This is a genomic window from Teichococcus aerophilus, assembly GCF_014490485.1.
Taxonomy (GTDB): domain Bacteria; phylum Pseudomonadota; class Alphaproteobacteria; order Acetobacterales; family Acetobacteraceae; genus Pseudoroseomonas; species Pseudoroseomonas aerophila.
This window is the reverse complement of sequence record NZ_JACTVA010000026.1, coordinates 1-25,420: the sequence shown is the minus strand read 5'-3', so window position 1 is coordinate 25,420 and position 25,420 is coordinate 1. Positions and strand designations below refer to the sequence as shown.

Genomic DNA, 25,420 nt, shown 5'->3' with positions numbered 1-25,420 from the left:
CCGTACCCGTGGCTGCGCGATTCCGCCGCAAACGGCCCGCCCCGCTGATTGGACCGTAGACAGAACGTTTCGGATTGGCAAAATTGGCGCGAGAAGAGTTGGAGGGGCGCCAAGTGTCCAGGGGAAACCGGAACGGAACGGCCGGGTCGGCGCCGCGCGCGGACCTCGCCGGGCCGTGCATCCCGCTGCCCTGGCGCTCCACCCTCGCGCTCGGCGCCTGGGCGGCCGGATCGGTATTGCTGCCCGGGGCCGCCCAGGCCCAGTGCAGCACCGGCGCCAACCCGGCCCCGCCCTCTCCCGTGCAGGCCGATTTTTCCAACCAGACCTTCGGCACGGCGCCGCCGCAGCCGCCCTATGCCGTCGTCTCGCGCGGCACCGTGGGCTGCGCCGGCGTCGATGGCGGCGGCAACACGCCGCAAAGCGGCAGCCCCGGCCAGCCCGGCGCGCAGATCACCAGCACCAACACCGCGCTGACCATCATCGGCGGCGGCAACCCCGATTCCGGGCTGCAGACCTTCGGCGCGCCCATCACCAGCATCGGCGGCGCCGGCGGCCAGGGCGGCCAGGAGAATTCCGAGGATGGCAGCGCGACGGGCGCCAGCGGCGGTGCCGGCGGCGTCGTCACCGTCAGCTTCGACGGCACCTTCGTCGCCTCCCCCACCAGCGGCCCGGCCAGCTTCGGCATCAACGTGGTGTCCGGCGGCGGCTTCGGCGGGCGTGGCGGCGATTCCGGCACCGCCGGCATCTATTACAAGATCGGCTCACCAGGCGGCGGCGGCGCTGCCGGCGGCGCGGCCACGCTGGTCGCCAGTGGTTCGGTCCTGGCCGGCGACACGGGCGTGGTGGTCCGCTCCTTCGGCGGCAATGGCGGCAATGGCGGCGATGCCGCGACGGTCGACAAGCTGGACACCACCCAGGGCGGCGATGCCGGCGGTGGCGGCGCGGCGGGCCCCGCCGCCCTGCAATGGCGCAGCGGCAGCGTGACCGCCTCCCACATCGGCCTGCTGGCCATCTCCACCGGTGGGGCCGGCGGCACGGGCGGGGCGGCCGGCTGGGCGGAAAGCACCACGGGCGGCAATGGCGGCGCCGGCGGCAGCGGCGGCACGGCCAGCGTCTCCCTCGGTGGCGGCACCATCGCCGTCGACCTCGCGCCCTATTTCTCCGGTGGCGGCGGCGTCCATGTCCAGGCCAATGGCGGCACGGGCGGCGATGGCGGCGTCATCGGCTTCGGCATCAGCGCGACGGGCGGGCGCGGCGGCACCGGTGGCGCGGGCGGCGCCGCCAGCGCCACCATCCTGGGCACCATCGCCTTCAATGGCATCGATCTGCCGGCCGTGGTCAGCGGCCAGGGCGTCCTGTTGCAGAGCAACGGCGGCGGCGGCGGGCGGGGCTCCAACGCCACCGGCGTCGTCGGCCAGGCGGGTGGCGGCGGCTTCGCCGGCGCCGGCGGCAGCGCCAGCCTGGCCCTGGGCAGCGCCACCGCCGCCGCCACCATCCGCACCAGTGGCAACTACGCCCATGGCGCCCTGGTGCAGAGCGTCGGCGGCGGCGGCGGCAATGGCGGCCAGGCCCGCTTCAACGCCGATGGCGGCGCCGGGGCGGCCGGCGGCAATGGCGGCCCGGTCGGCATCGACGCACCGAACGCCCTGGTCATCGCCACCGGCAGGAACAGCAGCGCGCTGATCGCGCAGAGCATCGGCGGCGGCGGCGGCGCGGGCGGCGATACCAACGACATCAATATCGGCGCGCAGATCGCCATCGGCGGCAATGGCGGCCTGGGCGGCGATGGCGGTGCCCTGCAAATCAACCTGGGGCCGGGCGTGTTCGCCGCCACCAACCCGCTCGGCGGCGGCGGCCTGCTGGCGCAGAGCATCGGCGGCTCCGGCGGCGTCGGCGGCAGCGCCTCCTCCAAAGGCGTCGGGCTGATTTCCATGGCCATCGGCGGCGATGCCGGCGGCGGCGGCCGGGGCGGCCAGGTCAGCGTGGTCAATGGCGGCCTGATCACCACCTACGGGGACCACGCGGCGGGCTTCCAGGTGCAGAGCATCGGCGGCGGCGGTGGTAAGGGTGGCTCGGCCTTCTCCTTCATCGCGGGCGCGCTGCCGCTGGCCGCGGTGTCCATCGGCGGGCGCGGCGGCAGCGGCGGGCCGGCGGACCGCGCCTTCGTCACCAATGGCGGGCAGATCACCACCTACGGCCCCAACGCGGCCGGCGTGATCATCCAGAGCATCGGCGGCGGCGGCGGCAGCGGCGGCGCCGCGGCGGCGCGCTCGGTGGATGTCTCGCCGAGCAAATACGTCCCCGCCATCTCCTTCTCCCTCGCCATGGGCGGCCAGGGCGGCGCGGGCAATACCGGCGGCGCGGCCGGCATCACCAATACCGGGCTGATCACCACGGCGGGCGACGCCGCCATGGGCGTGATCGTGCAGAGCATCGGCGGCGGCGGCGGCGCGGGCGGCGACAGCACCGCCGCCGCCTATGCCTCCGGCGGCCAGGGCGGCGTCTCCATCACGGTCGCCGTGGCGGTGGGCGGCAAGGGCGGCACGGGCGGTACCGGCGGCAACGTGCTCGTCATCAATCAGGGGCTGGTGGCCACGATGGGGCAGGACGCCTATGGCGTCTTCGCCCAGAGCATCGGCGGCGGCGGCGGCGCGGGTGGCGGTGGCGATGCCACTGCCTCCTCCTCCAACGCCAAGTTCAGCTTCTCCACCTCCGTCGCCATCGGCGGCCAGGGCGGCACGGGCGGCGATGCCGGCACGGTGAGCCTGACCAACAGCGGTGCCATCACCACAAGGGGCGATGGCGCGGACGCGGTGTTCGCGCAGAGCATCGGCGGCGGCGGCGGCGCGGCCGGCGGCGGCACCGCCACGGCCAGCGGCGGCAATCTGAGCATCGCCGTCGGCGTCGGCGGCCAGGGCGGCGCGGGCGGCCACGGCAACGCCGCGACCGTGGCGAATAGCGGCAGCATCGTCACCCGCGGCACTGATGCCATCGGCCTCTCGGTGCAGAGCATCGGCGGCGGCGGCGGCAAGGCCGGCAAGGGCGGCGCGACGGCAGGCGGCGTCACCCCCCTCTCCAACGCCCAGGCGCTGTACGACACGCTGGCGGCCGGCCTCGGCTTCAACCAGACGGTCACCAAGATCACCGATGGCATCCTGCAGATCGGCCAGATCGGCGAGAACATCCAGGCCACGATCGACGAGCTGCGCGGCATCCTCGAGCAGCCCCAGGCCGGCGACCCCGAATCCGGCACCAGCGTGAACATCAATGTCAGCGTCTCCGTTGGCGGCCGCGGCGGCGCGGCCGGTGATGGCGGCGCCGTCAGCGCGACCAACACCGGCAGCATCGAGACCTTCGGCGCGCAGTCGGACGGCATCTATGCCCAGAGCGTCGGCGGCGGCGGCGGCAGCGGCGGCGGCGCCAGCTCCACCAGCGCGGCCAGCGACGACACGCCGGTGCAGACCGCCATCGGCGTCGGCGGCAATGCCGGCGGCGGCGGCAACGGCGGCACCGTCACCGTCGTCAACGGCGCGGGCGGAAATATCGTGACCCAGGGCGTCGCCGCCTTCGGCATCTTCGCGCAGAGCGTCGGCGGCGGCGGTGGGGAGGGCTCGCTCGCCGGCACCGTCAGCGGCTCCTTCAAGAGCCTCTCCGTCGGCGTTGGCGGCAATGGCGGCGGCGGCGGCAATGGCGGCGCCGTCAGCGTGACCGCCGCGCCCGGCAGCAGCCTGACCACCAGCGGCAAGCACGGCATCGGCATCCTGGCGCAGAGCGTCGGCGGCGGCGGCGGCCTGGTGCGGACGATGACGACGGACCAGACCTTCGACCCCGCCAAGATCGCCAGCAACCCGCAGGGCCGCATCGGCGACCTGCACGGCCTGGTCCTGGATTTCGGCGGGAAGGCCGGCGCCGCCGGCCAGGGCGGCCCGGTGGTGGTGACAACCCACGCCGCGCTGACCACCCTGGGGCTGGATGCGCACGGCATCGTGGCGCAATCCATCGGCGGCGGCGGCGGCATGGTCGTCGGCGGCCGCGCCATCGTGCCGCCGGGCGGCACCGGCGGCCAGGGTGGCGCCAGCGGCGATGGCGGCAGCGTCACCGTCAACCTGGCCTCCGGCACCGTGCTGCGCACCAGCGGCGACGGCGCCTTCGGCGTGCTGGCGCAGAGCATCGGCGGCGGCGGCGGCGCGGGCGGCGATTTCTCCGCCGTCAGCCGCTACCAGCTGGGCACCACCGATGCGGTGAAGGCCAGCACCGGCAACGGCGGCGCCGTCGGCATCGCCGCCACCCAGGCGCGGATCACCACCACCGGCAATTTCGCCCCCGCCCTCTTCGCCCAGAGCATCGGCGGCGGCGGCGGCCTGGTGAACATCAACACCACCGACTCCACGGTGACGAACGTGCAGGCGCGCGGCACCGCCGGCGGCAGCGGCGCGGGCGGGGCCGTCACCGTCTCGCTCGTCGACAGCCTGGTCGTGGCCGCCGGCCTCGGCTCCACCGGCATCCTGGCGCAGAGCGACGGCACCTCCGCCGGGCAGATCCTCATCTCGCTCGACCAGGCCTCCAGCGTCTCCGGCGGCCTGCCCGACTCCTCCGCCCGCCAGGACCCCAGCCTGCAGGACGCGGCGGCGGTGCGGCTGCTCGGCGGCGTGGCCAACCGCATCGACAATGCCGGCGTGATCGGCCGCGCCGATTCCACCGGCATCGCCATCCTGGCCAACACCCCGTCCGGCAACACCACCGTCACCAATACCGGCCGGGTCCTGGGCGACGTCATCCTCAGCGGCGGCGCCGGCGGCACCTTCGACAACCGCCCAGGCGGCGCCCTCTCGGCACCCGGCGCCATCCAGCTCGGCGGCGGCACCCTGCGCAACGACGGCACGCTGTTCGTCGGCGGTGCCGGCACAGCCGGCCGCACCCTCCTCACCGGCCAGCTGGTCCAGGGCGCCTCCGGCCGCCTGGTGGTGGAGACCAACCACAGCGGCGGCGCGACGGACCAGTTGCTGGTCGCCGGCCGCGCCACCCTCGCCGGCACGGTGGAGGTGCATCCGGTCGTGCTGGCCAACCGCGCCGTGACAATCCTCAGCGCCACGGACGGGCTGACGACCGACCCCGGCCTCGCCACCACCCGCACCCACCTGTTCCGCTTCGATGCCGCGCAAAGCGGCGGCAACAGCCTGCAGATCCAGCCGGTCGCGGAATTCACCCTCGCGGCGGCCTCGCTCGGCGCCAACCAGCAACGCGTGGCGGCCCACCTGCAGGAATTGTGGGATAGCGGCGCCAGCCTGGATGCCGGCTTCACCGCCCTGGCCGCCACGCCGGACGGCAACGCCTACAACCGCGCGCTGAACAGCCTCTCCGGCCAGACGGTCGGCGCCATCGCCGCCTTCCGCTACAGCACCAGCCACGGCTTCGTCGCCAACATGCTGAACGAATGCCCGACCTTCGAGGACGCTTCCCTGCCGCAGCAGGACCATTGCGTCTGGGGCCGCGCCTTCGGCAGCTACACCAACCAGGACGGCACCGGGGACAGCCTGGGCTACCAGGCCCGTAGCTGGACCTTCCAGACCGGCGCGCAGCGGCGGGTGGCGCAGGACTGGTTCGTCGGCGCCTCCCTGGCCTATGAGAGCAGCCAGTTCCGTGGCGACGAAGGCAGCTCCCGGGTCTCGGGCGAGAGCCTGCTCGCCGGCGCTTCGCTCCGCTTCCAGCGGGGGCCGTGGCAGCTCTCCGGCGGCGTCGATCTCGGCTATGGCTGGTACGACAGCAAGCGCATGATCGCCGCCGGCAGCTTCGCCGCCACCGCGCAGGCCTCGCCCACCGCCTGGCATGCCGGCGCGCATTCCCGCATCGCCTACCAGATCCCGTTCGACGGCTGGTACCTGCAGCCGCGCCTGGACCTGCACCTGACCTATGTGCGCAGCGGCAGCTACACGGAAACCGGTGCCGCGCCCTTTAATCTCTCGGTCGATGCCGAGGGCTCGACCCTGTTCTCCGCCGTGCCGGCCATCGAGCTCGGCGGCCGCATCCGCCGGAACGAGGCGGCGGTGCTGCGTCCCTATGTCAGCGCCGGCGTGGCCGCCATGGCGCATGACGACTGGGCCACCCGGGCGCGCTTCGCCGGCCAGCCGGGCAGCAGCGGCTTCCGCGCCACCACGCCCATCCCGGACGTGCTCGCCCGCTTCACCCTGGGCGCGGACCTGCTGAGTGGCGCCAACTGGGATTTCGGTGTCCAGTACAGGCTGGATGCCGGCGACGGCTATGTCTCCCACGCCGGGATCGGCCGGCTGGCCTACCGGTTCTGACAGGCTGCCGGCACACTCCGGTGGCAATGGCTGCGGCCGGGCCTCCGCGCGCCACCGGCCCAGCCGGCGCGAACAGCCCGGCGTTACCCGCCAGGCTTCCAGTCCGCCCGCAGCATGGTCCGTTCGTGCAGGCCCACTTCAGATGCTCTGGCTTGTTGTTTGAAGAGCATCTTCACCCCACCAGGTGACTCCACCTGATGCAGATCCGCTGTAGCGCAGGAGCGCACCATACGATGCCCGCGAAGCTGCTTCCCGCCTTCTTCCTCGTCCTGCTCGCCACCCTGCATGCCACCGGCCCCGCCGCCGCCCAAGCCGCGCCAGCCACCACGCTGCCGCAGCCGGACCGCACCACGGCCTCCTACGGCGACTGGGTGCTGCGCTGCGACCTGAAAGCCGGGGGCGAACGTTTCTGCGAAGTGGCGCAGACCATCCAGGACACCCAGGGCGCCGTGCTGGCCCAGGTCACCGCGCGCCGCGCCGCGCCGGGCGGGCCGCTGCTGCTCACCGTGCAGGTCGGCACCAACATCGCCATCCCGGAACCCATCCGCATCATCGCCGACGAACAGGCCGCGCTGAACCTGGCCTTCCGGCGCTGCCTGCCACGCGGCTGCTTCGCCGAGCTGCAAGTGCCGGACAGCAACGCCATCGGCTTCGCCCAGCGCGCCGAGGCCGCGCGCCTCGACTACCGCGCCGCCGACGGCACTGCCCTCTCCATCCCCATCTCGCTCCGCGGCCTCGCCGCATCGCTGGAAGCGCTGAAGGTGGCCGAGCGGGCGTAAGGCACCGGCCCGCTCTCCCTTACCCGCCCACGTCACCGCTACCCGACCGCCGTCGCGCCACCGCCCGGCATCGGCGCGCCAGGCGTGATCCGAAGCCCGCCGATCCTGGCAGGGGCAGCGCGCCCCGGTGGATCATCCTCTGCACAGCAGCAGGGATCACAAACCGGGGGCGCCCTACGCCAAAGAATCCGGCGCCACCGCATCCGTTCGCGGAAGGACGCCGCCGCGCCGGCCCGCCTTACGGCATGACAGCGATGTCGATGACATCCGTGGACCCCGCAACCGGCCCCAGCACCGCCGGCGTGCCATTCTCCAGGTTCACGGTATGCAGCACGCCGCCCGACAGCAGGTAGGCGGTGTTCGTCGTGCCCACCGACAGGATATCGAAAGCGGCACTGGCGCCGACGCCGTGGCCGATGGCGCCCCGCACCTGCTGCACGCCGTCATTCGGCGGCGCCTGCAGGTTCAGCTGGGACAGCACGCCGTCGATCGTCAGCAGCATCGTCGCTGTCGCGCCCTGCATGCTGTTCGTGTAGGCGCCGGCGGTGATGCGCGGCATGGTCCCGGCCAGCGGCGTGCCCGGCTGGTACTTCAGCTCACCATCCCGCACCACCTGGCCGGTCTCGACATTCACGCGGAAGTTCACGCCTCCCATGCCCATCAGGCGCAGGCGGTCCGCCACCGGGTTGAAGTCGACCACGGCGCGGCCGCCGGATTCGAAACGTTCGTTGAGCTGGATGACCTTCGTGGCAGCGCCCGTCATCGGGTCGATCGTCACGATCTCCCCGCTCTCGGTCACGCCATACAGCTTGTTGTCGGCCGGGCGGACATCGATGCCCAGCAGGCGGCCCGTGGCACCCTGCACGCGCACCGGCGCCATGGCGCGGCGCGTCTCCGTATCGATGCGGACCAGCTGCCCCTCGGCGGTCAGGCCCACCAGGGTGGCGGCCTGGGCCATGCCGGTGAAGCCGATAAGCGCGGCGCCGGCCAGGGCCAGGCGGCGGATGGAACGGGTCATGAGGGGCTCTCCGAAATCGCGGGACGCCTCATGCCCCGCCCAGTGCTACGGGGCGCGACGCCCGCTGGATGCAGCCCGGAGGAAAAAAGATTCGCCGCGCGGCCGTCAGGACTGCCCGGCCCGCGCCAGCCGGCCGATGAACAGGATCGGGCCGGTCGGCCGCCCGGTGGGCGAGCCGCCGGGCGGCTCCAGCGTGATCTCGATCAGCATGCCCGCCTGCGGCTGCACCAGCCCTGGCGCCACGTTGGCGCGGCTGGCCCCGGCCGGAATCAGCCCGAGCGAGACCGGCGCCGTCGCCCCCGGCGGCAGCGCCCAGAGTTGCTGCACCCTCCCGGCCTCGACGGGGCGGGCATTCAGGCTCGCCAGGCGCAGCCCGCCGCCCTCCGCCTCCACCAGCCAGGCCGGCTGCTCGCTGCCCGTCAGCAGCACCGTCATCATGCGGGGCGGCTCGGCCGGCCGGAACACCAGGAAGGCCGCCAGCCCGGCCGCCACCACCGTCGCGCCGACCGACCAGATCTTCCAGAAACGCTCCCGGCGCAGCGGCCGGACGGCGGCCGGCACGCGTGCCGCCAGCGAGGTCTCGATCCGCCCCCAAAGCTCCGGCGGCGGCGCCTCGGGCAGCGCCAGCCCCGCCATGGGCACCAGCCGGGCCTCCCACGCCTCGACCGCCGCGCGGAGAACCGCGTTGACCGGCAGCGCCCGCCGCACCTCCTCGGTCTGGCGCGCATCCAGCGTGCCGAGCACATGCTCGGCCGCCAGCAGGTCCAGCTCCTCGGGATCGGACGGGATCATGACAGGCATCCCTTCAAGCGGATCAGGCCACGACGGATCCATGCCTTGACGGTGCCGAGCGGCAATTCCAGCCGCGCGGCGATCTGCGCGTGGGAGAAGCCGTGCACGAAGGCCAGCACGATGCCCTCCCGGTTGCGCGTCTCCAGCGCCGCCAGGCAGTCCCGCAGGCGGGCGGATTGCTGGGCGGCCGCGATCCGCTCCAGGGCCTCGGGGTGGACCAGGCTGTCGCCCAGCATCGGGTTGTCGGTCGGTACCTCCCGCCCGCGCGCCCGGGCCAGGTCCAGCGCCGCATGGCGGATGATGCCGGTCAGCCAGGCCCCGGCCTCGCCGCGCGTCGGGTCGAACTGGGCAGCGCGGGCGGAGACCTTGAGCATGGTATCGTGCAACGCATCCGCCGCCGCATCGCGGTCGCGCAGGATGCCCATGGCGATGCCGAACAGACGGGATGCCTGGGCCTGGTAGAGCTGGTGCAGCGCACCCTCCTCCCCCGCCGCCACGGCGAGGATGACCGCGGCCCCGTCCGACGCCTGATTCATATCCGCCATGCCGGCAGCCTAGCCGACCCGCAGCCCGGACGCATCCGCCCTGAGGGCGCAAAGATCCGGCAAGATGCAGCCCTGTGGTTCACGCCGCGCCGGTCCCGCATCGGCCACCGCCCGACAGGTCAGTCCTTGCCTCCGGCGCGGCTTGAACACCCCGCGTCGAAAGGCCTCGCCCTGGAACCGGCGGCGGCGCCTGGACAGCGGAACGCTCAGCGGCCGCCGATACCCAGCACGCGCCGCGTCGTCCGCAGGGCCGTGTCGAACGGCGTGGGCACGCGGCTGATCTTGGCCATGACGCTGGCGCCCAGCCAGAGCGAGTAGAGCGAGGCAGCGATATCCGCCGCGGGCTCCCTCACCGCCAGCGAGCCTTCCTCGACGCCGGCCCCGATCGCCCGCGTCAGGCGCGCGATGATGCCGTCCGTCCCCGCCTTCAAGGCCAGGCGCATCGGCTCCGAGAGATCCGCCACCTCGGCGCCGAGCTTCACCGCGAGGCAGCGCCCCTGGCAGTCATCGGCGCCCTGGTTCTCGCGCCAGTTGGCCCAATACGTCATCAGCCGCTCGGCCACGGTCAGGCCGGGGCGGGAGAGCACCTCGTCCATCTCCGCGTGGTAGGCTTCGAAATAGGCTACGAGCATCGCCTCGCCAAAGGCGTCCTTGGAGGCGAAGTAATGGTAAAACGAGCCCTTGGGCACGCCCGCATCCTTCAGGATCTCAGTCAGGCCGACGGCGGAGAAGCCCTTCCGGCCCATGAGCTTCTGGCCCGTGCCGAGGATCGTGGTCCGGGCGCCGTGTTCTTGGGTGGCGAGTGACATGACGCCATTCTGCAATAGATTAGACCAGTCGTCTATTGCCTTGATACGCATTCCCGGCGGGACAGCAAGGCCAGGCGCATCCTCGACAGACAGGCAGCCGCCCCATCCAAACGCGAAGCTAGCCACAAAAACCACTAGACGACCGGTCTAATCGGCTTTACTGTCCGTCCCATCAGCTCAGCCAGGGCTTTGGACCAGCCAGCCAGGAAGCGCATCCGCGCTCGCTATCAAGACGACCGGTCTACTTAATTGGCGGCACATCACCTGGCGGGCCTCTCCGGTCCCGCCGCACATGGAAGGAATTTACGATGAAGGCCCTGATCGTCCTCACATCGCACGACCAGCTTGGCGACACCGGCCGCAAGACCGGCTTCTGGATCGAGGAACTCGCTGCCCCCTACTACACCCTCCTGAAAGCGGGCGCCGAGATCACCCTCGCCTCGCCAAAGGGCGGCCGTCCGCCGCTCGACCCCAAGAGCAACGAACCCGACTTCCAGACCGACGCCACCCGCCGCTTCGAGGCGGACGCCACGGCCATGGCGGCACTGGCCAACACCGTGACGCTATCGGACGTCTCGGACGATCAGTTCGACACGGTCTTCTACCCGGGCGGCCACGGCCCCCTGTGGGACCTGGCGGAGGATCGGACCTCCATCGGGCTGATCGAGAGCTTCCTGCGTGCCGGCAAGCCCGTCGCACTGGTCTGCCACGCCCCCGGCGTCCTGCGCCATGTGCAGACCCCCGAGGGCCGGCCGCTCGTCGAGGGCAAGAAGGTCACCGGCTTCACCAACACGGAGGAAGCCGCCGTCGGGCTGAGCGACGTGGTGCCGTTCCTGGTCGAGGACGAACTGGTGGCCAAGGGCGGCCACTTCTCGCGCGGCCCGGACTGGGGCTCCTACGTGGTCCAGGACGGCCTGCTCATCACCGGCCAGAACCCCGGTTCGTCGCAGGCGGCGGCCGAGCTGCTGCTGAAGGCGCTCACCGCAGCCGCCTGAGCGCCCGGCTTCATCCCGCGCAGGCGGCCGGCCTCCCGCGATGCCAAGCAGCGGCATCGCGGGAGGTCGCCATGCGCCCCAACCGCCCCGGCCCGCGCCCGCCTCTGACAGGAAGCTCCGGAAAAACCCCAGCCGCATACGTGGCGGCAGGCCGGGCAAACGGAAGCCGGTGAGCCAGCGCACGCCCACCACCACGGATCCACAACCAAGCGCGACGCGCCAAACGCGAAAAGCCCTGCATGGGCGCCAGGCTTTGCGAAAGCTTCCTGATCCCTGTCAGGAAGGCTGGCCCGCCGAGACGGTCCGACTTCCTGACCTCCTAGACCGTTAGGGCTGATCGACATTCGGTTCAGTGTGGAAGGAAAGGTCAGGGGAAGGAATTCCCCTGCGTAGATGTATACGTTTACGCCATCTTTTCCTGTCAGTTCACGTTGGACTCAGGACCGGCAGGTGCGGCCCCGACAAAGGTCACAGGCCGTCTGGACTGAACCGGCAGCTTCTGGCGTCACCCTGGGCTGGCCCCGGAAAAGCTGACGCCGTCATCCACCCCAAAGACTCGCAGAAAAAAGATGGGGTCCGGGGAATTCCTTCCTCGGCCTTCCTTGTGCCCCAAACCGAAACACCGCCTGGCTCACGAGCGCGGCCCATGCGAACGCGCGCAGGCGCGGCGTTTCGATCGTCAGGCCACGCAACCCATTGGAGTATTTCTGGTTGGTGTGATGATCTATCTGTAGAGGAGATGGCCTTATGTACGGTTCAAGACCGATAAAGCACAGCTCTGGCATCGACATCGACTCTATCACCGGCCCTCATGGATCCCTCCGAGCGCCATTTTACTCTATTTTCATCCTGAAATTCCACCACACCCCCAATTAATCCATAGAATATTCAATAAGTACTTTCGTATGATTTCATAATTTTTGCCACAACGCAGGAGCGATCATGCTCGGCAAAAACGCCATCACCAGCCTCTCGGGGCGGCATGACACCGCCGTCTCGCTCTATCTGCCGTTGAGCCCTGCACAGCGCGACATCCGGCAGCAATCCGCCGAGATCCGCCAAACGCTGGATGAGCTGGAGCAGAAGCTCGGGCAACATGGCCTCGACGCCGAGGCGCAATCGGCAGTGTCAGGCTTCCTGCGGGAGAAGCTGGAGGGCCTCGACCTCGCCACCCACCGCAGCCCCTGCCTGGCCTTCTTCGTCGGCACCGATGTGCGGGAGGTGGTCTCGCTGCCGGAGGAGATGCCGCGCAGCCTGACCGTCGGGCACTATTTCAACATCAAGCCGATACTGCCGCTGGTGGCCCGCAATCACCGCTTCTGGCTGCTGGCCCTCTCGGAAGGCCGCGCCCGCCTGTTCAGCATGACGCCCTTCCAGAGCGAGGAGGTGGACCTGAACCTCGCGCCCCCGGCCGCCGACGCGATGCCACCGGCGGAACATGGCGCTGAAGACGGCGTCGCGCAGCAGACCGCGGACACGCTTTCCATGGACCTCAAGGACCTGCTGCACGCACTGGAAACCAGGCTCGGCAGCGACACGGCACCGATCGTCCTGGCCGCCGAGCCGAAGATCGGCGGGCATTTCCGCAAGGCGGCCAACCTGCCGCAATTGCTCGAAGAATCCCTGATCCTGAACCCGCACGCCTTCCATCCGGCCGAGCTGCAGCGCCGGGCGCTGGACCTGATGCAGCCGGCGCTGGACGCCTCGGTCGATGACGTGCTGCAGCAGGTCGAGGCCCGGCTGGGCGACGCCGCGTCGAACGTCGCCATCCGGCTGGAGGAAATCCTGGCCGCCGCCGAGGAAGGCCGCGTGGATGCCCTGCTCGTCGCCGGCGACGAGGCGCTGTGGGGCCGGTTCGAACCGGGCAGCACGCTGGTCGCGCATGGCCGGCCGAATAGCCGGGACGAGGACCTGCTAAACCAGGTTGCCGCGGTCACGCTGCGCAATGGCGGCCGCGCCTATGCCGTGCCGCGTGCCCGCATCCCCCGCGCCTCGCCGGCCGCCGCCACCCTCCGTTACTGAGGAGCAGACATGGATCGCCCCCTCGACATCGCATTCCACAACCTGCCGCCATCCGCCGACATCGAGGCGCTGATCCGCCAGCATGTCGACAAGCTGGCCGCGCGCCACAGCGAACTCATCGCCTGCCGCGTATCGGTCGAGGCGCTGCACCAGCAGCACCAGACCGGCAATGTCCCCGAGGTGCATGTGACGCTATCGGTCCCCGGGCGCGACCTCGCCGTCTCGCGTGAGCCGCAGAAGGCGAAGGAGCGCTACGCCAGGCCGGATATCCGCACCTCGGTACGCGACGCCTTCAAGGCCGCGGAACGGCAGCTGGAGGCGCATAAGGGCAAGCAGCGCCAGGATACCTCGAAGCCCGGCGCCTCCGCCGTGGCCGGGCAAATCGCGCTGATCGAGCCCGGCCAGGACCACGGCTTCCTGCTGACCAACACCGGGACGCAGCTCTACTTCCACCGCGACAGCGTCACCGATGGCGACTTCGCGAGCCTGCGGCAGGGCGACCTGGTGCACTACGTGGAGGAAGAAGGCAGCGCCGGGCCGACGGCCACCAAGGTCCGCGTGGCGGCCGCCAAGTCCTCATGACCCCTGGCCGATCGGCCGGTGCAATGGAGAGCAGCATGGTTCCCGAAACTGGCGAGCGAGACCCCGGCGACGCCGTGCCCCCTGGCGTGGCCGTGCAGCGACCGGCGCCGCTGACGCCGGAGGACAAGGCGGTCAAGCAGCGGCTGGAGCAGCTTCCCGGCAGCCACCCCCGGCCGGCCGAGCCGCAGGGGCAGGCCGAGACGGAGGGCCCGGAGCAACCCGGGCGCTGACCGCGCCCGGCGGCCGGCGACGGCCGCCGGAAGCACCCTGTGTTTTCCTCAGGCCATGGAGAATGGACCATGAATGACGACAGGCCGGACGATGCACCGGCACCGGATGCGAACCCCATTCAGGACAATCCCCAGGCCCGGCGCCAGGCGCATGGGCAGATGGCGGGCGAGCGGGGCGACGACCCGGCCGCCGGAACCGCCGCCGAGCCGGTGGCTCCCGGTGAGTTCCAGGCCGGCGACCCGTCGGAACTGGCCCAGGCGCTGGGCGGACCGGTCGACATATCGCCGATCCGCGGCCGCCGGATGAACGAACGGCCCTGACAAGGGGCCGATAGCACCAGGAAGACAGGGGACAGGCATGAGCGACCGCACCGATCCGGACGACGACACGGACCTGATCGTCAGCCTCGCCACCATCGCCAGCATCATCGACGCCGCGCGCGCGTCCGGTGAGTTGCAGGAGGAAGCGGCGAACGAGGACGTGCAGGATGAGGAGGTGCCCGACGAGAACGACCCGGACGCCCTGGCCGGCTCGCTGAAGGGCCTGATCAACGAGCTGAACGAGGACGAGCAGGCGGCGTTGATCGCCCTGACCTGGATCGGCCGCGGCGACTACGACGTGTCGCAATGGGACGAGGCCCTGCGCCTGGCGAGGGAGCGCAACCAGGACGCCTCCGCCGCCACCTATCTGGGCGACATGGAACTGTTCGGCGACTACCTGGCAGAGGGCGTCGCGGCATTCGGCCTGCCAGCCGAGGAGATCGGGCGGTAGCATGACCGCTGCACGGCATCGAGTGACACGCGCGGAAGCCAGCCCATCGCACGGGCACAACACCACTTCAGGCATGCCGGCGCCTCGCCCCATGCCAGCGCAAGATCGCGCCGATGCGGCAACCGGACCAGGAGACCTTGCTGACCCGGCTCCATGCCCAGGAACGCGAAAAGCCCGGCACACGTGCCGGGCTTTTCGATCGCGTCCTGATGACTTTCAGGAAAGACTGGCGCGCCCGAAGAGATTCGAACTCCTGACCCCCAGATTCGTAGTCTGGTGCTCTATCCAGCTGAGCTACGGGCGCCGACCAGTGGGCGGGGAATACCCATCGGCGGCGCCGAGCGCAACAGGGTTCGGCATCTTTTTTTGCCCTCCCACGCCACCAAGGGCACAAAAACGACGAAACCCGGCACCAGGCCGGGTTTCGCGCCACGCATGCGGCCGTCAGACCAATGCGTCAGGCGGAGAGCTTGTCCAACTCCCGCAGCACCGCATCGCCCATCACGCTGGTGCCGACGCGCGCGGTGCCCGGCCCCATGATGTCGGCCGTGCGCAGGCCACCCGCCAGCACCTTCTCCACCGCCGTCTCGATCATCTTCGCGTCTTCCTCCATGCCGAAGGACCAGCGCAGCAGCATGGCGAAGGAGAGCATCTGCGCGCAGGGATTGGCGATGCCCTTGCCCGCGATGTCCGGCGCCGAGCCATGGATCGGCTCATACAGCGCATTGCGGCGGCCGGAGGAATCCGGCGCTCCCAGCGTCGCCGAGGGCAGCATGCCGAGCGAACCGGTCAGCGCCGCCGCCAGGTCGGACAGCACGTCGCCGAACAGGTTGCCGGCCAGGATCACGTCGAACTGCTTCGGCCGGTTGGCCAGCTGCATGGCGCAGTTGTCGGCATACATGTGGCTCAGCTCGACATTCGGGAACTCGTCGCGGCCGATCTCGCTGACCACGGCGCGCCACAGGCGGCCGGACTGCATGACATTCGCCTTCTCGACGCTGGTCAGGCGGCCCGTGCGCTTGCCCGCCAGATCGAAGGCCACGCGCGCCACGCGGGCAATCTCGTCCTCGGTGTACACCTCGGTGTCGACGCCGCGGCGCTTGCCATTGGCCATGGTCTCCACGCCGCGCGGCTCGCCGAAATAGATGCCGCCCGTCGTCTCGCGCACGATCATCAGGTCCAGCCCGCGCACGATGTCAGGCTTGAGGCTGGAGGCATCGACCAACGGGTCCAGCACGATGGCGGGGCGCAGGTTGGCGAACAGCCCCAACTCCTTGCGCAGGCGCAGGATGCCCAGCTCCGGCCGCTTGTCGAAGGGCAGGCTGTCCCAGCGCGGCCCGCCGACGGAGCCGAACAGCACCGCATCGGCCGCCAGCGCCCGCTCCACGGTGCGGTCGGGGCACGGGGAACCCTCGGCCTCCAGCGCCGCGCCGCCCACCAGGCCTTCCTCGATGCCGAAGCTCACATGCCGCCGGCGGTCCATCCAGTCGATGACGCGGCGGACCTCGTGCATCACCTCAGGGCCAATGCCGTCGCCGGGGAGGACCAGCAGCTTCTTGTTCGCGGACATGCTTGTGGGTGTCTCTTTCCTGACGTGTGGAACAGCCCCAATCAGGCGGAATCACCGGATTGGGTCAAGGTGCTTGCAAAAAAGCCCGGGGAAAGAATTCCCCGGACCCCTTCTTTTCTTTTTGCGGGTCTTCGCGGGCGCTGAAGCCGCAGAAGTCTCCCGTCTTGCCGCAACAGAATCCCCGTCTCTGGAGACTGACGCCTCAGCCCGCGCGGCCTTTTATTCAATCAGCCTTCGCCACCAGGCCCCAGCCACAGGCCTTGAGCCGCAACCAAAAACCCGCAGAAAAAAGATGGGGGTCTGGGGGAATTCCTTCCCCCAGCCTGCCTCATCCCTCACCCATAAAGCCAGGGCTGCGCCGCCTGCTGCCTGGCCTCGAAGCTGTCGATCGCAGTACCGCGCTGCATCGTCTGCCCGATATCGTCCAGGCCATTGAGCAGCAGGTGCCGACGCAGCGGGTCGATCTCGAACGGAATCTCGTCCCCGTTCGGCCGCACCACCACCTGGCGCTCCAGGTCGATGCTGATGCGCGCATTCTCGCCCATGCGCGCATCCTCCATCAGCTGGTCGCAGATCTCGCGCGGCAGCTTGATCGGCAGGATGCCGTTCTTGAAGCTGTTGTTGTGGAAGATGTCGGCGAAGTCCGGCGCGATGACGCAGCGTATGCCGAAATCCAGCAACGCCCACGGCGCATGCTCGCGGGAGGAACCGCAGCCGAAATTCTCATGCGCGATCAGGATCTCCGCCTTCCGGTACGGCTCCTTGTTCAGCACGAAATCCGGGTTCTCGCTGCCATCCTCGTTGTAGCGCAGGTTGGCGAAGGCGGCCTTGCCCAGGCCGGTGCGCTGGATGGTCTTGAGGAAGCGCGCCGGGATGATCTTGTCGGTATCGACATTGGCCATCGGCAGCGGCGCGGCGATGCCCGTCAGGGTGGTGAAGGCGTCCATGGTTCAGGCCATCTCCCGCACGTCGGTCAGGTGCCCGGTGATGGCGGCGGCGGCCGCCATCGCGGGGCTCAGCAGGTGGGTGCGGCCGCCGGGGCCCTGGCGGCCCTCGAAATTGCGGTTGCTGGTGCTGGCGCAGCGCTGGCCCGGCGTCAGCTTGTCCGGGTTCATGCCCAGGCACATGCTGCACCCGGCCTCCCGCCACTCGAAGCCGGCATTCTTGAACACCGCGTCCAGCCCCTCGGCCTCCGCCGCCTTCTTCACCAGGCCGGAGCCCGGCACCACCATGGCGCGCACGCCCGGCGCCACCGCCTTGCCGCGCACGATATCCGCGGCCGCCCGGATGTCCTCGATCCGGCTGTTGGTGCAGCTGCCGATGAACACGACATCCACCTTAAGGTCGGAGAGCTTCTGACCCGGCGTCAGGCCCATATACTCGACCATGCGCTGCAGCTGGTCCCGCCGCGCCTCGTCCTTGGCGCTGGCCGGGTCCGGCACCACGGCGGTGATCGGCAGCACGTCCTCGGGGCTGGTGCCCCAGCTCACCATCGGCACGATCTCGGCGGCGTCCAGCACCACCTCGGTATCGAAATGCGCACCTTCATCCGAAGGCAGCGACTTCCACCACGCGATCGCCCGCTCCAGCGCCTCGCCCTGCGGCGCGAAGGGCCGCCCCTTCACATACTCGAAGGTGGTCTCGTCCGGCGCGATCATGCCGGCGCGCGCCCCGCCCTCGATCGACATGTTGCAGACCGTGAAGCGCCCGGCCATGTCCAGCGCCCGGATGGCGGAACCGGCGAACTCGATCACATGCCCAGTGCCACCGGCCGTGCCGATCTTGCCGATGATGGCCAGCACGATGTCCTTCGCCGTGCAGCCCTTCGGCAGCACGCCATCCACCGTCACGCGCATGTTCTTGGCGCGCTTCTGCAGCAGCGTCTGCGTCGCCAGCACGTGCTCGACCTCGGAGGTACCGATGCCGAAAGCCAGCGCGCCCATGGCGCCGTGGGTAGAGGTATGGCTGTCGCCGCAGACGATGGTCATGCCCGGCAGGGAAAGCCCCTGCTCCGGCCCCACCACGTGCACGATGCCCTGGCGGGCGTCGGTCAGCGGGATATAGGGCACGTCGAACTCGGCGACGTTCTTCTCCAGCGTCTCGACCTGCAGGCGGCTCTCGGGGTCCTCGATGCGGCCGGTGTAGCGGCTCTCATCGGTGGCGATGTTGTGGTCGATCACCGCCATCGTGCCCTCGCGCCGGCGCACCGGGCGGCCCGCCATGCGCAGCCCCTCGAAGGCCTGCGGGCTGGTCACCTCATGCACGAGGTGGCGGTCGATGTAGAGAAGCGCGGTGCCGTCCGGAAGGGTCTCGACCAGGTGGGCGTCGAAGATCTTGTCGTAGAGCGTACGCGGCTTCGTGGCCGACATCGGCGTTTACCTCAGGGCAAAAGACACAACAGGACGCCACGGGCAGGTGGCGCGGGGGCAGAAGCGACACATATGGCGCCACCACCTGCCCTATTGAAGCACCGGGTCAGGCCGCCCGCCACCGTGGCAGACGCGATCCTCCCCCCTTCCCAGCACATAACTGTCGCGAACGCGGCTGAAAAGGGTCTTAATCTTTCGTGGATCAGCCCTTCGAGGCAAGGAGCCGAAAGAACACCCCGCCTCAGCCACGCGTCGCCGAAACCAGCAGGAACATCGGCCGCTCCAGCTCCTCCGCCCATTCCGGGTGGGCCTCCAGCTGGGCCGGGCTGGGGCAGAATTCCTCCACCCGCCGCAGCCCGAAGCCGGCCTCGATCAGCAGGTTCAGCGTCGTGCCCAGCATCCGGTGGTACTTCACCACCCCTGGCGCCAGCCAGTCCGTCCGCCGCTGCCCCTCCACCAGATACCGGTTCAGCGGCCAGACCTTGCGGCCCTCCCCATCCAGTTCCCAGCCCGGCCGGTCCGGCGCCATGTAGATCGGATGCTCGGTCGAGAACACGAACCGCCCACCCGGCGCCAACGCCCGGTGCACCGTGCCGAACAACCGCCCCGCATCCTCCACATAGTGCAAAGCCAGCGAACTATAGGCGAGGTCGTACGCACCCTCCTGCAGCTCCAGCTGCTCCAGGTCCGCCCGCTCATAGGCCACGCCCGCCTCGGTAGTGCTCGCCCGCGCCCGTGCCAGCATCTTCTCGGACAGGTCCAGCCCCAGCACGGACGCCGCACCCTGCCCCGCCGCCCACCGGCAGAACCAGCCGAAGCCACAGCCCAGATCCACCACCCGCAGCCCGTGCATGTCCGGCAACATCGCCCGCACCGCCGGCCACTCCGCCGCCCCCTCCAGCCCCTGCACGGAACGGCCAAGCTGGCTGTAGCCGGCAAAGAACCCGGGCTCATCATAGATGTTCTGCGCCATCGCCTCGCCGCTCCCTCTCCCTGCCGCCGGCAGCTTACGGCGAATCGAGACGGGGAGGGGAAGGCTGGGGAATGAATTCCCCAGACCCCTTCTTTTCTTTCTTCAAGTTTTGGGCGTGGCTGTTGATGGGTTGAGCCTAAGAGACGGCTGGGTGCGCCGGAGGTCTTAGACCTCCGGCGACTGACGGTTCAGCCCTTGTGGCCCATGATTAGAATCATCCAGCAGCGTCCGCTCTCAGCCCTGAAGCACCACGCCAAACTCGAAAAAGAAAAGAAGGGGTCTGGGGAATTCCTTCCCCGGCCTTCCCCCCAAACGACAAACGCCGCCCACAATGGGGCGGCGTCTGCTTCTCAATCCCGAAGGACGGCCACCCGGGAAACCCCGGGCGGTGCCGCAATCAGGCGCCGGCCTTCTCACCGCGCGGCGCGGCCTTCTCGGCGATGCGGGCGGACTTACCCGTACGGCCACGCAGGTAGTACAGCTTCGCGCGGCGAACCTTACCGCGGCGCAGCACGGCGATCTCGGCGATGTTCGGGGAGTACAGCGGGAACACGCGCTCCACGCCCTCGCCGTAGGACAGCTTGCGGACGGTGAAGTTGCTGTGCAGGCCCTTGTTGGAGCGCGCGATCACGACGCCCTCGTAAGCCTGGGTGCGGGTGCGCTCACCTTCCACGACCTTCACCATCACGCGGACGGTGTCGCCAGCGGCGAATTCCGGCACGGCGCGGGCGGAGAGCAGACGGTCCTTCTGCTCGGCGTCGAACTGCTGCAGCAGGTTCATCGGTTCAGTCCTTCGAAAATAAAGGCGTTCAATGTGAAAAAGCCCCCGCCGGGGTGCGGCGCGACCAGAGATCCGGCCGCCGCTCGCGCGTCGCCGCCTCCGCCATGCCACGGCGCCAGCGCGCCACCTCGGCGTGGTGGCCGGAGAGCAGGACATCGGGCACGACCCGACCTTCCCATTCCACCGGCCGCGTATAATGCGGATATTCCAGCAGCGGCGCCCCGGCTTCGGAGAAGCTCTCCTCCTCCGCGCTCGTCGCCCCGCCCATGACACCCGGCAGCAGCCTCACGCAGGCATCCAGCAGCACCAGGGCCGCAGGCTCGCCTCCGCTCAGCACATAGTCTCCGACCGAGATCTCGCGCATGCCGCGCTTCTCGATCACCCGCTGGTCCAGCCCCTCATAGCGGCCGCAGACCAGGATGACGCCCGGGCCGGCCACCAGCTCCCGCACCACCTGCTGGTCCAGCAGGCGGCCACGGGGGGTCAGGTAGACCAGCGGGCGCTCCTGGCCATCGGCCAGGGCGGACATCTGTTGCGCGGCGGTACAGGCCGCATCCACCACGTCCGGCCGCATCACCATGCCGGCGCCACCCCCACAGGGGGTATCGTCCACGGTGCGGTGCTTGTCCGTCGCGAAGTCGCGGATCTGGAGCGTGTCCAGCCTCCACTTCTCCTCGCGCAGCGCGCGGCCGGCCAGCGAGTGCCCGAGCGTGCCCGGGAACATCTCTGGAAACAGCGTCAGCGCCGTGGCGTGCCAGCTCATCCGACGACGCCCCCGCGTGGCGGCCGCGGGTTGCCCCGGCGCGCGACGTCCTGCCGGCGGGGCAGCGCGTTCGGCGCCTCCCCGGACGACATGGCGCCCTGCGGCCCCGGGTCTTCCTGCGTCGCACCCTCGGGCAGCGCGCCATCCACCGGCAGCAGCACCACCAGCCAGCCTTCCGCCACCTTCACCTCGGGCACGGCGGCCTTGGTGAAGGGAAGCAGCACTTCCTTGCCAGCCTCGTTGAGGATGGTGAGGAAGGCACCGGCGCCGAAATCCTCCACCGCCCGCACCTGGCCGATCTCCTGCCCGTCCGCATCGCGGGCGGCCAGGCCGATCAGGTCGGAGAGGTAGAACTCGTCGTCATCCGGCGGCGGCAGGCTGTCGCGGTCCACATACAGGCGGGTCCCGGTCAGCTTCGCGGCGGCGTCGCGGTCGGCGACGCCATCGATGCGGGCCAGGCCATCGGCCAGCCAGTGCAGCACGAACACCGTCCCCCCGCTCTCATCCGAGAGCGGGCCATAGCCGGCGATATCCGCCGGCTGCGCGGTGAAGGACTGGACACGGACGAGCCCCCGCACACCGTGCGGCCGTCCGATCTCCCCCACCAGGATGCGTTGCGTGGCCATGGCGTCTGGCTGCTACCCTGCGTCCGTCTGTCTTCAGCCGGCCGCGGCGGCGGCGGCGGCGCGCTCCTGCGCCTTCTTCTTCGGCAGCGACTGCTTCGGCTGCTCGCGGAACACCGGCATCGGCGCCAGCTCGGCCTTGCCGAGGAACTTGGCGACGCGGTCGGTGGCAACGGCGCCGTGCTGCAGCCAGTGCTTGATGCGCTCGTCGAACAGGCGGATGCGCTCGGCATGGTCGGCCGGCAGCATCGGGTTGTAGCTGCCAACCTTCTCAATGAAGCGGCCGTCGCGGGGCGAACGGCTGTCGGCCACCACGATGTGGTAGTAGGGGCGCTTCTTGGCACCGGCGCGCGCGAGGCGGATCTTCAGGCCCATAAGGATCAGTTCCTGTGTTGGTCTATGAAAACTAGAAGGGGCGCTTGCCCCCGGCCCCGGGAAGAAGCGCGCCCAAACCGCCGCGCATCAGCCCTTTCTGGCCGAGCTTGCTCATCCGCTTCATCATCGCGGACATATCGTCGAACTGCTTCAGCAGCCGGTTCACGTCCTGAACGGTCGCCCCCGCGCCAGCGGCGATGCGCTTCTTGCGGGAGGCCTTCAGGATGTCGGGGTTCCGCCGCTCCTTGGGCGTCATGCTGCCGATGATGGCGGCCTGGCGCTTGAGCAGCGTGTTGTCGAGATTGGCGTTCTCCAGCTGCGCCTTCATCTTGCCGATGCCGGGCAGCATGCCGAGGATGCCGGAGAGAGAACCCATCTTGCCGATCTGCTTGAGCTGCGAAGCATAGTCTTCCAGGTCGAACTGACCCTTCTGCATCTTCGCGGCCATCTTCTCGGCCTCGGCGCGGTCGATGGTCTCCGCCGCCTTCTCCACCAGGGAGACGATATCGCCCATGCCGAGAATACGGCTGGCGATCCGGTCCGGGTGGAAGTCTTCCAGGGCCTCGAGCTTCTCGCCCGCGCCCAGCAGCTTGATCGGCGCGCCGGTCACGGCCCGCATCGAGAGCGCCGCACCGCCGCGCGCATCGCCATCGACGCGCGTCATGACGATGCCGGTAATGCCGACCCGCTCGTTGAAGGCCCGCGCGGTCTGCACCGCGTCCTGGCCGGTCATCGCATCGACGACCAGCAGGCTTTCATGCGGGCGGGTCGCGGCCTTCACGGCGGCGACCTCGTCCATCAGCGCCTCGTCGATCGACAGGCGGCCGGCGGTATCGAGGATGACGACGTCGTAAAGCTCGCCCCGCGCCACTTCCATGGCGCGCGCCGCGATCTGCAGCGGCGTCTGGCCGGCGACGATCGGCAGGCTGGCGACGCCCGCCTGCTTTGCGAGGGTCTCCAGCTGAAGCTGGGCCGCCGGGCGGTGCACGTCCAGCGACGCCAGCAGCACCTTCTTCTTGTCGCGCGTGCGCAGCCGCAGCGCGATCTTGCCGGAGGTGGTGGTCTTGCCCGAGCCCTGCAGGCCGATCATCAGGATCGGCACGGGCGAGGCGGCCTGCAGGCTGATGCCCGGCGGCGCCTGCTCCACGCCCTCGCCACCGCCCAGTGCTTCCACCAGGCAGTCATTGACGATCTTGATGACCTGCTGGGCCGGCGAGACCGACTTGATGACATTGGCCCCCACGGCGCGCTCGCGCACCTTGGAGACGATGTCCTTGACCACCGGCAGCGCCACGTCGGCTTCGAGCAGGGCGATGCGGACTTCCCGCGACGCCTCGGCCACGTCGGCTTCGGTCAGCGCGCCACGGCGGCGCAGCCGATCAAAAACCCCGTTCAGCTTGCCCGACAAAGCCTCGAACACGGACGCCGTTACCCCTCATGCCGCGGATGCGATGGCATCCGCCCAAAACAAAACGCGCCGCTGCGCGAGTCTTCGCGGAGCGACGGAGCCGGGCGTCTCATGGACCACACCAACCAACAAGCCAACCCGGACGAGTCCGGATAAGGCCGCAGCGTTTAGCCCAGACGGGGGGAAAGGGTCAAGGAAAAGCCGGCCGGTGCCCGCAACCCTGGCTAAGGCTGGTCGTTTTATCGGCAGACCGGGGCATCCGCCACCGGCCGTGATCGGCCTGGCCGCTCACGCACAATATGGAGGATACCCTTATGGACAAAGATCGCATCGAAGGCGCCGCCAAGCAGGTCAAGGGCGCGGTGAAGGAAGTGGCCGGCAAGGTGACCGGCAGCACCTCCACCCAGGCCGAAGGCATGGCGGAGAAGAATGCCGGCAAGGCGCAGAGCGCCGTCGGCAAGGCCAAGGACGACGTGCGCGACGCCGTGAAGAAGTAAGCGACCTTCCTCCTGTACGGGAAGGAGACGCCGTCCGGGGGAGACCCCGGGCGGCGTTTCGCCGTTCCGGGCCCTCTTCCGGAGCGTGAAAGCGCCACCTGGAGAAAAAGATATCCGCCGGAAAGGATCATCCGGCCCCCTTCCCATCGCCTCATAAAGCCCTCGCGGCTCGCCGCGCCGAACCCGCAAAGACAGAGCAGGAAGCCCGGGACATTCCGCCCCCGGCCTCCCTGCCACGCCCGTTCAGCCCACCCAGTCCCGCACCCGCGCCACCTGGCTGCGCACCCACCCCTCCGCGCCCCGGTAGAGCGACCGGCGCGGCGTCCGCCAGGCCGCCGGGTCGCCCAGCCGTTCCAGGATCACCTCCGGCGGGCAGGGCAGCCCGGTCACCGGGTCCACCTGGCGGGGGAACAGGATCAGCGTGGCGGCCACCAGCGCATCCAGCTCCAGCCGCCGGCCCCGGCGCGGCGGCGGGTTGCGGTCCTCCGTCAGACCCCAGCCGGCGTAGAAGGGCCGGCCCCAGGTCACCACCGGAATGCCGCGCAGCAACGCCTCGAAGCCGCTCAGCGAGGTCAGGGTATGCACCGCATCCACCTGCCCCAGCAGCCCGGCGATCGGCGCCTGCGCCACCACCTGGTCCGCCACCGACGCCAGGGCGCTGGCGGCCACGTGCCCCTTGCGGAAGCCCGCCTCCAGATCCGGGTGCGGCTTGTAGAGGATATAGGCGTCGGGATGCGCCGCCCGCACAGCGCGCAGCAGCGCCAGGTTGCCCTGGATGGCGCCGCCGCCCAGCCGGACGGAGGCATCGTCCTCCACCTGCCCCGGCACCAGCAGCCGCGCCCGGCCCGGCGTGGGAGGGATCACCGGCGCGGTGCCCGACAAATTGTACTTGGTCACCCCCCGGCCGACGATCGCCTGCCGCAGCGCCGCCGCGCGCGCCAGCAGAGCCGGCGGGAACTCTGCCTCGGCCAGGATGCGCTCCAGCGCGCTGGGGGTGGCGGGGTCGTAATAGATGCCCTCCCCATCCACCGCGTAGGACGCACCGGGCAGGAAGCGGGCGCCCAGGCCGCGGGAACGGACGAAGCCATCCTCCACCGTCAGCAGCCGCAGCCCGGCGGCGGCGCAGGCCTCGCGGTAGCCGGGCGGCACGGCGCGGGCCCAGGCGGCAATGGCGACCTCCCGCCCCTCGCCCGCCTGCCGCAGCCGCGCCCCGGC

The 25,420-nt window shown here is 70.2% G+C and carries 22 protein-coding genes, 1 tRNA gene and 1 pseudogene; 9 read left to right on the top strand and 15 right to left on the bottom strand.

Features of this window, described 5'->3' with window-relative positions:
• Positions 1–113: 113 nt before the first annotated feature.
• Both IBL26_RS14635 and IBL26_RS14630 read left to right on the top strand, forming a co-directional pair.
• Positions 114–6,302, top strand: a complete 6,189-nt coding sequence (locus IBL26_RS14635; RefSeq protein WP_187785243.1) for an autotransporter outer membrane beta-barrel domain-containing protein — start codon at positions 114–116, stop codon at positions 6,300–6,302.
• Between the two features lie 233 nt (positions 6,303–6,535).
• Complete coding sequence (locus tag IBL26_RS14630; protein ID WP_187785242.1) at positions 6,536–7,081, top strand: invasion associated locus B family protein; 546 nt, start codon at positions 6,536–6,538, stop codon at positions 7,079–7,081.
• Between the two features lie 238 nt (positions 7,082–7,319).
• Here IBL26_RS14630 and IBL26_RS14625 read toward each other — a convergent pair whose 3' ends face one another.
• The 4 genes from IBL26_RS14625 to IBL26_RS14610 form a co-directional block, all read right to left on the bottom strand.
• Positions 7,320–8,099: a DUF4394 domain-containing protein gene (locus IBL26_RS14625; RefSeq protein WP_206684233.1), complete on the bottom strand. Its 780-nt coding sequence runs from the start codon at positions 8,097–8,099 to the stop codon at positions 7,320–7,322.
• 105 nt (positions 8,100–8,204) lie between these two features.
• Positions 8,205–8,891, bottom strand: coding sequence for an anti-sigma factor (locus IBL26_RS14620; RefSeq protein ID WP_187785241.1), 687 nt, complete (start codon positions 8,889–8,891; stop codon positions 8,205–8,207).
• Positions 8,888–9,436: a sigma-70 family RNA polymerase sigma factor gene (locus IBL26_RS14615; protein ID WP_187785240.1), complete on the bottom strand. Its 549-nt coding sequence runs from the start codon at positions 9,434–9,436 to the stop codon at positions 8,888–8,890. The genes IBL26_RS14620 and IBL26_RS14615 overlap by 4 nt, the downstream gene beginning before the upstream one ends.
• Before the next feature lie 206 nt (positions 9,437–9,642).
• On the bottom strand, positions 9,643–10,245 hold the full coding sequence (locus IBL26_RS14610; RefSeq protein WP_187785239.1) for a TetR/AcrR family transcriptional regulator: 603 nt from the start codon (positions 10,243–10,245) through the stop codon (positions 9,643–9,645).
• A gap of 308 nt (positions 10,246–10,553) precedes the next feature.
• On the opposite strand from IBL26_RS14610, the gene IBL26_RS14605 reads away from it, so the two are divergent.
• The 6 genes from IBL26_RS14605 to IBL26_RS14580 all read left to right on the top strand — a co-directional run bounded on the left by IBL26_RS14605 (position 10,554) and on the right by IBL26_RS14580 (position 14,846).
• On the top strand, positions 10,554–11,240 hold the full coding sequence (locus IBL26_RS14605) for a type 1 glutamine amidotransferase domain-containing protein (RefSeq protein ID WP_187785238.1): 687 nt from the start codon (positions 10,554–10,556) through the stop codon (positions 11,238–11,240).
• Between the two features lie 942 nt (positions 11,241–12,182).
• On the top strand, positions 12,183–13,262 hold the full coding sequence (locus tag IBL26_RS14600; RefSeq protein WP_187785237.1) for a baeRF3 domain-containing protein: 1,080 nt from the start codon (positions 12,183–12,185) through the stop codon (positions 13,260–13,262).
• Positions 13,263–13,271: 9 nt separating this feature from the next.
• Entirely contained in the window at positions 13,272–13,844 is a 573-nt protein-coding gene (locus IBL26_RS14595; RefSeq protein ID WP_187785236.1) for an HPF/RaiA family ribosome-associated protein, read from the top strand.
• 35 nt (positions 13,845–13,879) lie between these two features.
• The gene (locus tag IBL26_RS14590) at positions 13,880–14,074 is read left to right on the top strand and encodes a hypothetical protein (RefSeq protein WP_187785235.1); all 195 of its coding nucleotides are present in this window, start codon (positions 13,880–13,882) and stop codon (positions 14,072–14,074) included.
• Between the two features lie 69 nt (positions 14,075–14,143).
• Complete coding sequence (locus IBL26_RS14585) at positions 14,144–14,395, top strand: hypothetical protein (protein WP_187785234.1); 252 nt, start codon at positions 14,144–14,146, stop codon at positions 14,393–14,395.
• Positions 14,396–14,432: 37 nt separating this feature from the next.
• Complete coding sequence (locus IBL26_RS14580) at positions 14,433–14,846, top strand: DUF3775 domain-containing protein (RefSeq protein WP_187785233.1); 414 nt, start codon at positions 14,433–14,435, stop codon at positions 14,844–14,846.
• A 227-nt stretch (positions 14,847–15,073) separates the two neighbouring features.
• Here the strand turns inward: IBL26_RS14580 and IBL26_RS14575 are convergent.
• The 10 genes and pseudogenes from IBL26_RS14575 to ffh form a co-directional block, all read right to left on the bottom strand.
• A tRNA-Arg gene (locus IBL26_RS14575) sits at positions 15,074–15,150 on the bottom strand.
• 153 nt (positions 15,151–15,303) lie between these two features.
• Entirely contained in the window at positions 15,304–16,416 is a 1,113-nt protein-coding gene (leuB, locus tag IBL26_RS14570; RefSeq protein ID WP_187785232.1) for a 3-isopropylmalate dehydrogenase, read from the bottom strand.
• 335 nt (positions 16,417–16,751) lie between these two features.
• A complete protein-coding gene (leuD, locus tag IBL26_RS14565; RefSeq protein WP_187785231.1) occupies positions 16,752–17,363 on the bottom strand; it encodes a 3-isopropylmalate dehydratase small subunit in 612 nt (203 codons plus the stop codon).
• A gap of 3 nt (positions 17,364–17,366) precedes the next feature.
• Entirely contained in the window at positions 17,367–18,785 is a 1,419-nt protein-coding gene (leuC, locus tag IBL26_RS14560; protein WP_187785230.1) for a 3-isopropylmalate dehydratase large subunit, read from the bottom strand.
• 241 nt (positions 18,786–19,026) lie between these two features.
• Positions 19,027–19,758, bottom strand: coding sequence for a class I SAM-dependent methyltransferase (locus IBL26_RS14555; RefSeq protein ID WP_187785229.1), 732 nt, complete (start codon positions 19,756–19,758; stop codon positions 19,027–19,029).
• A 397-nt stretch (positions 19,759–20,155) separates the two neighbouring features.
• Positions 20,156–20,539, bottom strand: coding sequence for a 50S ribosomal protein L19 (gene rplS / locus IBL26_RS14550; protein ID WP_187785228.1), 384 nt, complete (start codon positions 20,537–20,539; stop codon positions 20,156–20,158).
• Positions 20,540–20,567: 28 nt separating this feature from the next.
• A complete protein-coding gene (trmD, locus tag IBL26_RS14545; RefSeq protein ID WP_187785227.1) occupies positions 20,568–21,302 on the bottom strand; it encodes a tRNA (guanosine(37)-N1)-methyltransferase TrmD in 735 nt (244 codons plus the stop codon).
• Positions 21,303–21,430: 128 nt separating this feature from the next.
• Positions 21,431–21,928, bottom strand: a pseudogene (rimM, locus tag IBL26_RS14540) (ribosome maturation factor RimM); the annotation flags it as partial.
• Between the two features lie 33 nt (positions 21,929–21,961).
• Complete coding sequence (gene rpsP / locus IBL26_RS14535; protein WP_187785225.1) at positions 21,962–22,300, bottom strand: 30S ribosomal protein S16; 339 nt, start codon at positions 22,298–22,300, stop codon at positions 21,962–21,964.
• Between the two features lie 31 nt (positions 22,301–22,331).
• Positions 22,332–23,720, bottom strand: coding sequence for a signal recognition particle protein (gene ffh / locus IBL26_RS14530; protein WP_187785224.1), 1,389 nt, complete (start codon positions 23,718–23,720; stop codon positions 22,332–22,334).
• A 302-nt stretch (positions 23,721–24,022) separates the two neighbouring features.
• Between ffh and IBL26_RS14525 the strand changes: the two genes are divergently transcribed.
• Positions 24,023–24,205: a CsbD family protein gene (locus IBL26_RS14525; protein ID WP_187785223.1), complete on the top strand. Its 183-nt coding sequence runs from the start codon at positions 24,023–24,025 to the stop codon at positions 24,203–24,205.
• Between the two features lie 243 nt (positions 24,206–24,448).
• On the opposite strand, the gene IBL26_RS14520 is transcribed toward IBL26_RS14525, so the two are convergent.
• The coding region (locus IBL26_RS14520) for a capsular polysaccharide export protein, LipB/KpsS family (protein ID WP_456316408.1) at positions 24,449–25,420 on the bottom strand (972 nt) is incomplete at its 5' end.

Coding starts and splice junctions, on each gene's coding strand:
- IBL26_RS14630 (WP_187785242.1), top strand. CDS start 6,536: ATGCCCGCGAAGCTGCTTCCCGCCTTCTTCCTCGTCCTGCTCGCCACC.
- IBL26_RS14625 (WP_206684233.1), bottom strand. CDS start 8,099: ATGACCCGTTCCATCCGCCGCCTGGCCCTGGCCGGCGCCGCGCTTATC.
- IBL26_RS14620 (WP_187785241.1), bottom strand. CDS start 8,891: ATGATCCCGTCCGATCCCGAGGAGCTGGACCTGCTGGCGGCCGAGCAT.
- IBL26_RS14615 (WP_187785240.1), bottom strand. CDS start 9,436: ATGGCGGATATGAATCAGGCGTCGGACGGGGCCGCGGTCATCCTCGCC.
- IBL26_RS14610 (WP_187785239.1), bottom strand. CDS start 10,245: ATGTCACTCGCCACCCAAGAACACGGCGCCCGGACCACGATCCTCGGC.
- IBL26_RS14605 (WP_187785238.1), top strand. CDS start 10,554: ATGAAGGCCCTGATCGTCCTCACATCGCACGACCAGCTTGGCGACACC.
- IBL26_RS14600 (WP_187785237.1), top strand. CDS start 12,183: ATGCTCGGCAAAAACGCCATCACCAGCCTCTCGGGGCGGCATGACACC.
- IBL26_RS14595 (WP_187785236.1), top strand. CDS start 13,272: ATGGATCGCCCCCTCGACATCGCATTCCACAACCTGCCGCCATCCGCC.
- IBL26_RS14590 (WP_187785235.1), top strand. CDS start 13,880: ATGGTTCCCGAAACTGGCGAGCGAGACCCCGGCGACGCCGTGCCCCCT.
- IBL26_RS14585 (WP_187785234.1), top strand. CDS start 14,144: ATGAATGACGACAGGCCGGACGATGCACCGGCACCGGATGCGAACCCC.
- IBL26_RS14580 (WP_187785233.1), top strand. CDS start 14,433: ATGAGCGACCGCACCGATCCGGACGACGACACGGACCTGATCGTCAGC.
- leuB (WP_187785232.1), bottom strand. CDS start 16,416: ATGTCCGCGAACAAGAAGCTGCTGGTCCTCCCCGGCGACGGCATTGGC.
- leuD (WP_187785231.1), bottom strand. CDS start 17,363: ATGGACGCCTTCACCACCCTGACGGGCATCGCCGCGCCGCTGCCGATG.
- leuC (WP_187785230.1), bottom strand. CDS start 18,785: ATGTCGGCCACGAAGCCGCGTACGCTCTACGACAAGATCTTCGACGCC.
- IBL26_RS14555 (WP_187785229.1), bottom strand. CDS start 19,758: ATGGCGCAGAACATCTATGATGAGCCCGGGTTCTTTGCCGGCTACAGC.
- rplS (WP_187785228.1), bottom strand. CDS start 20,539: ATGAACCTGCTGCAGCAGTTCGACGCCGAGCAGAAGGACCGTCTGCTC.
- trmD (WP_187785227.1), bottom strand. CDS start 21,302: ATGAGCTGGCACGCCACGGCGCTGACGCTGTTTCCAGAGATGTTCCCG.
- rpsP (WP_187785225.1), bottom strand. CDS start 22,300: ATGGGCCTGAAGATCCGCCTCGCGCGCGCCGGTGCCAAGAAGCGCCCC.
- IBL26_RS14525 (WP_187785223.1), top strand. CDS start 24,023: ATGGACAAAGATCGCATCGAAGGCGCCGCCAAGCAGGTCAAGGGCGCG.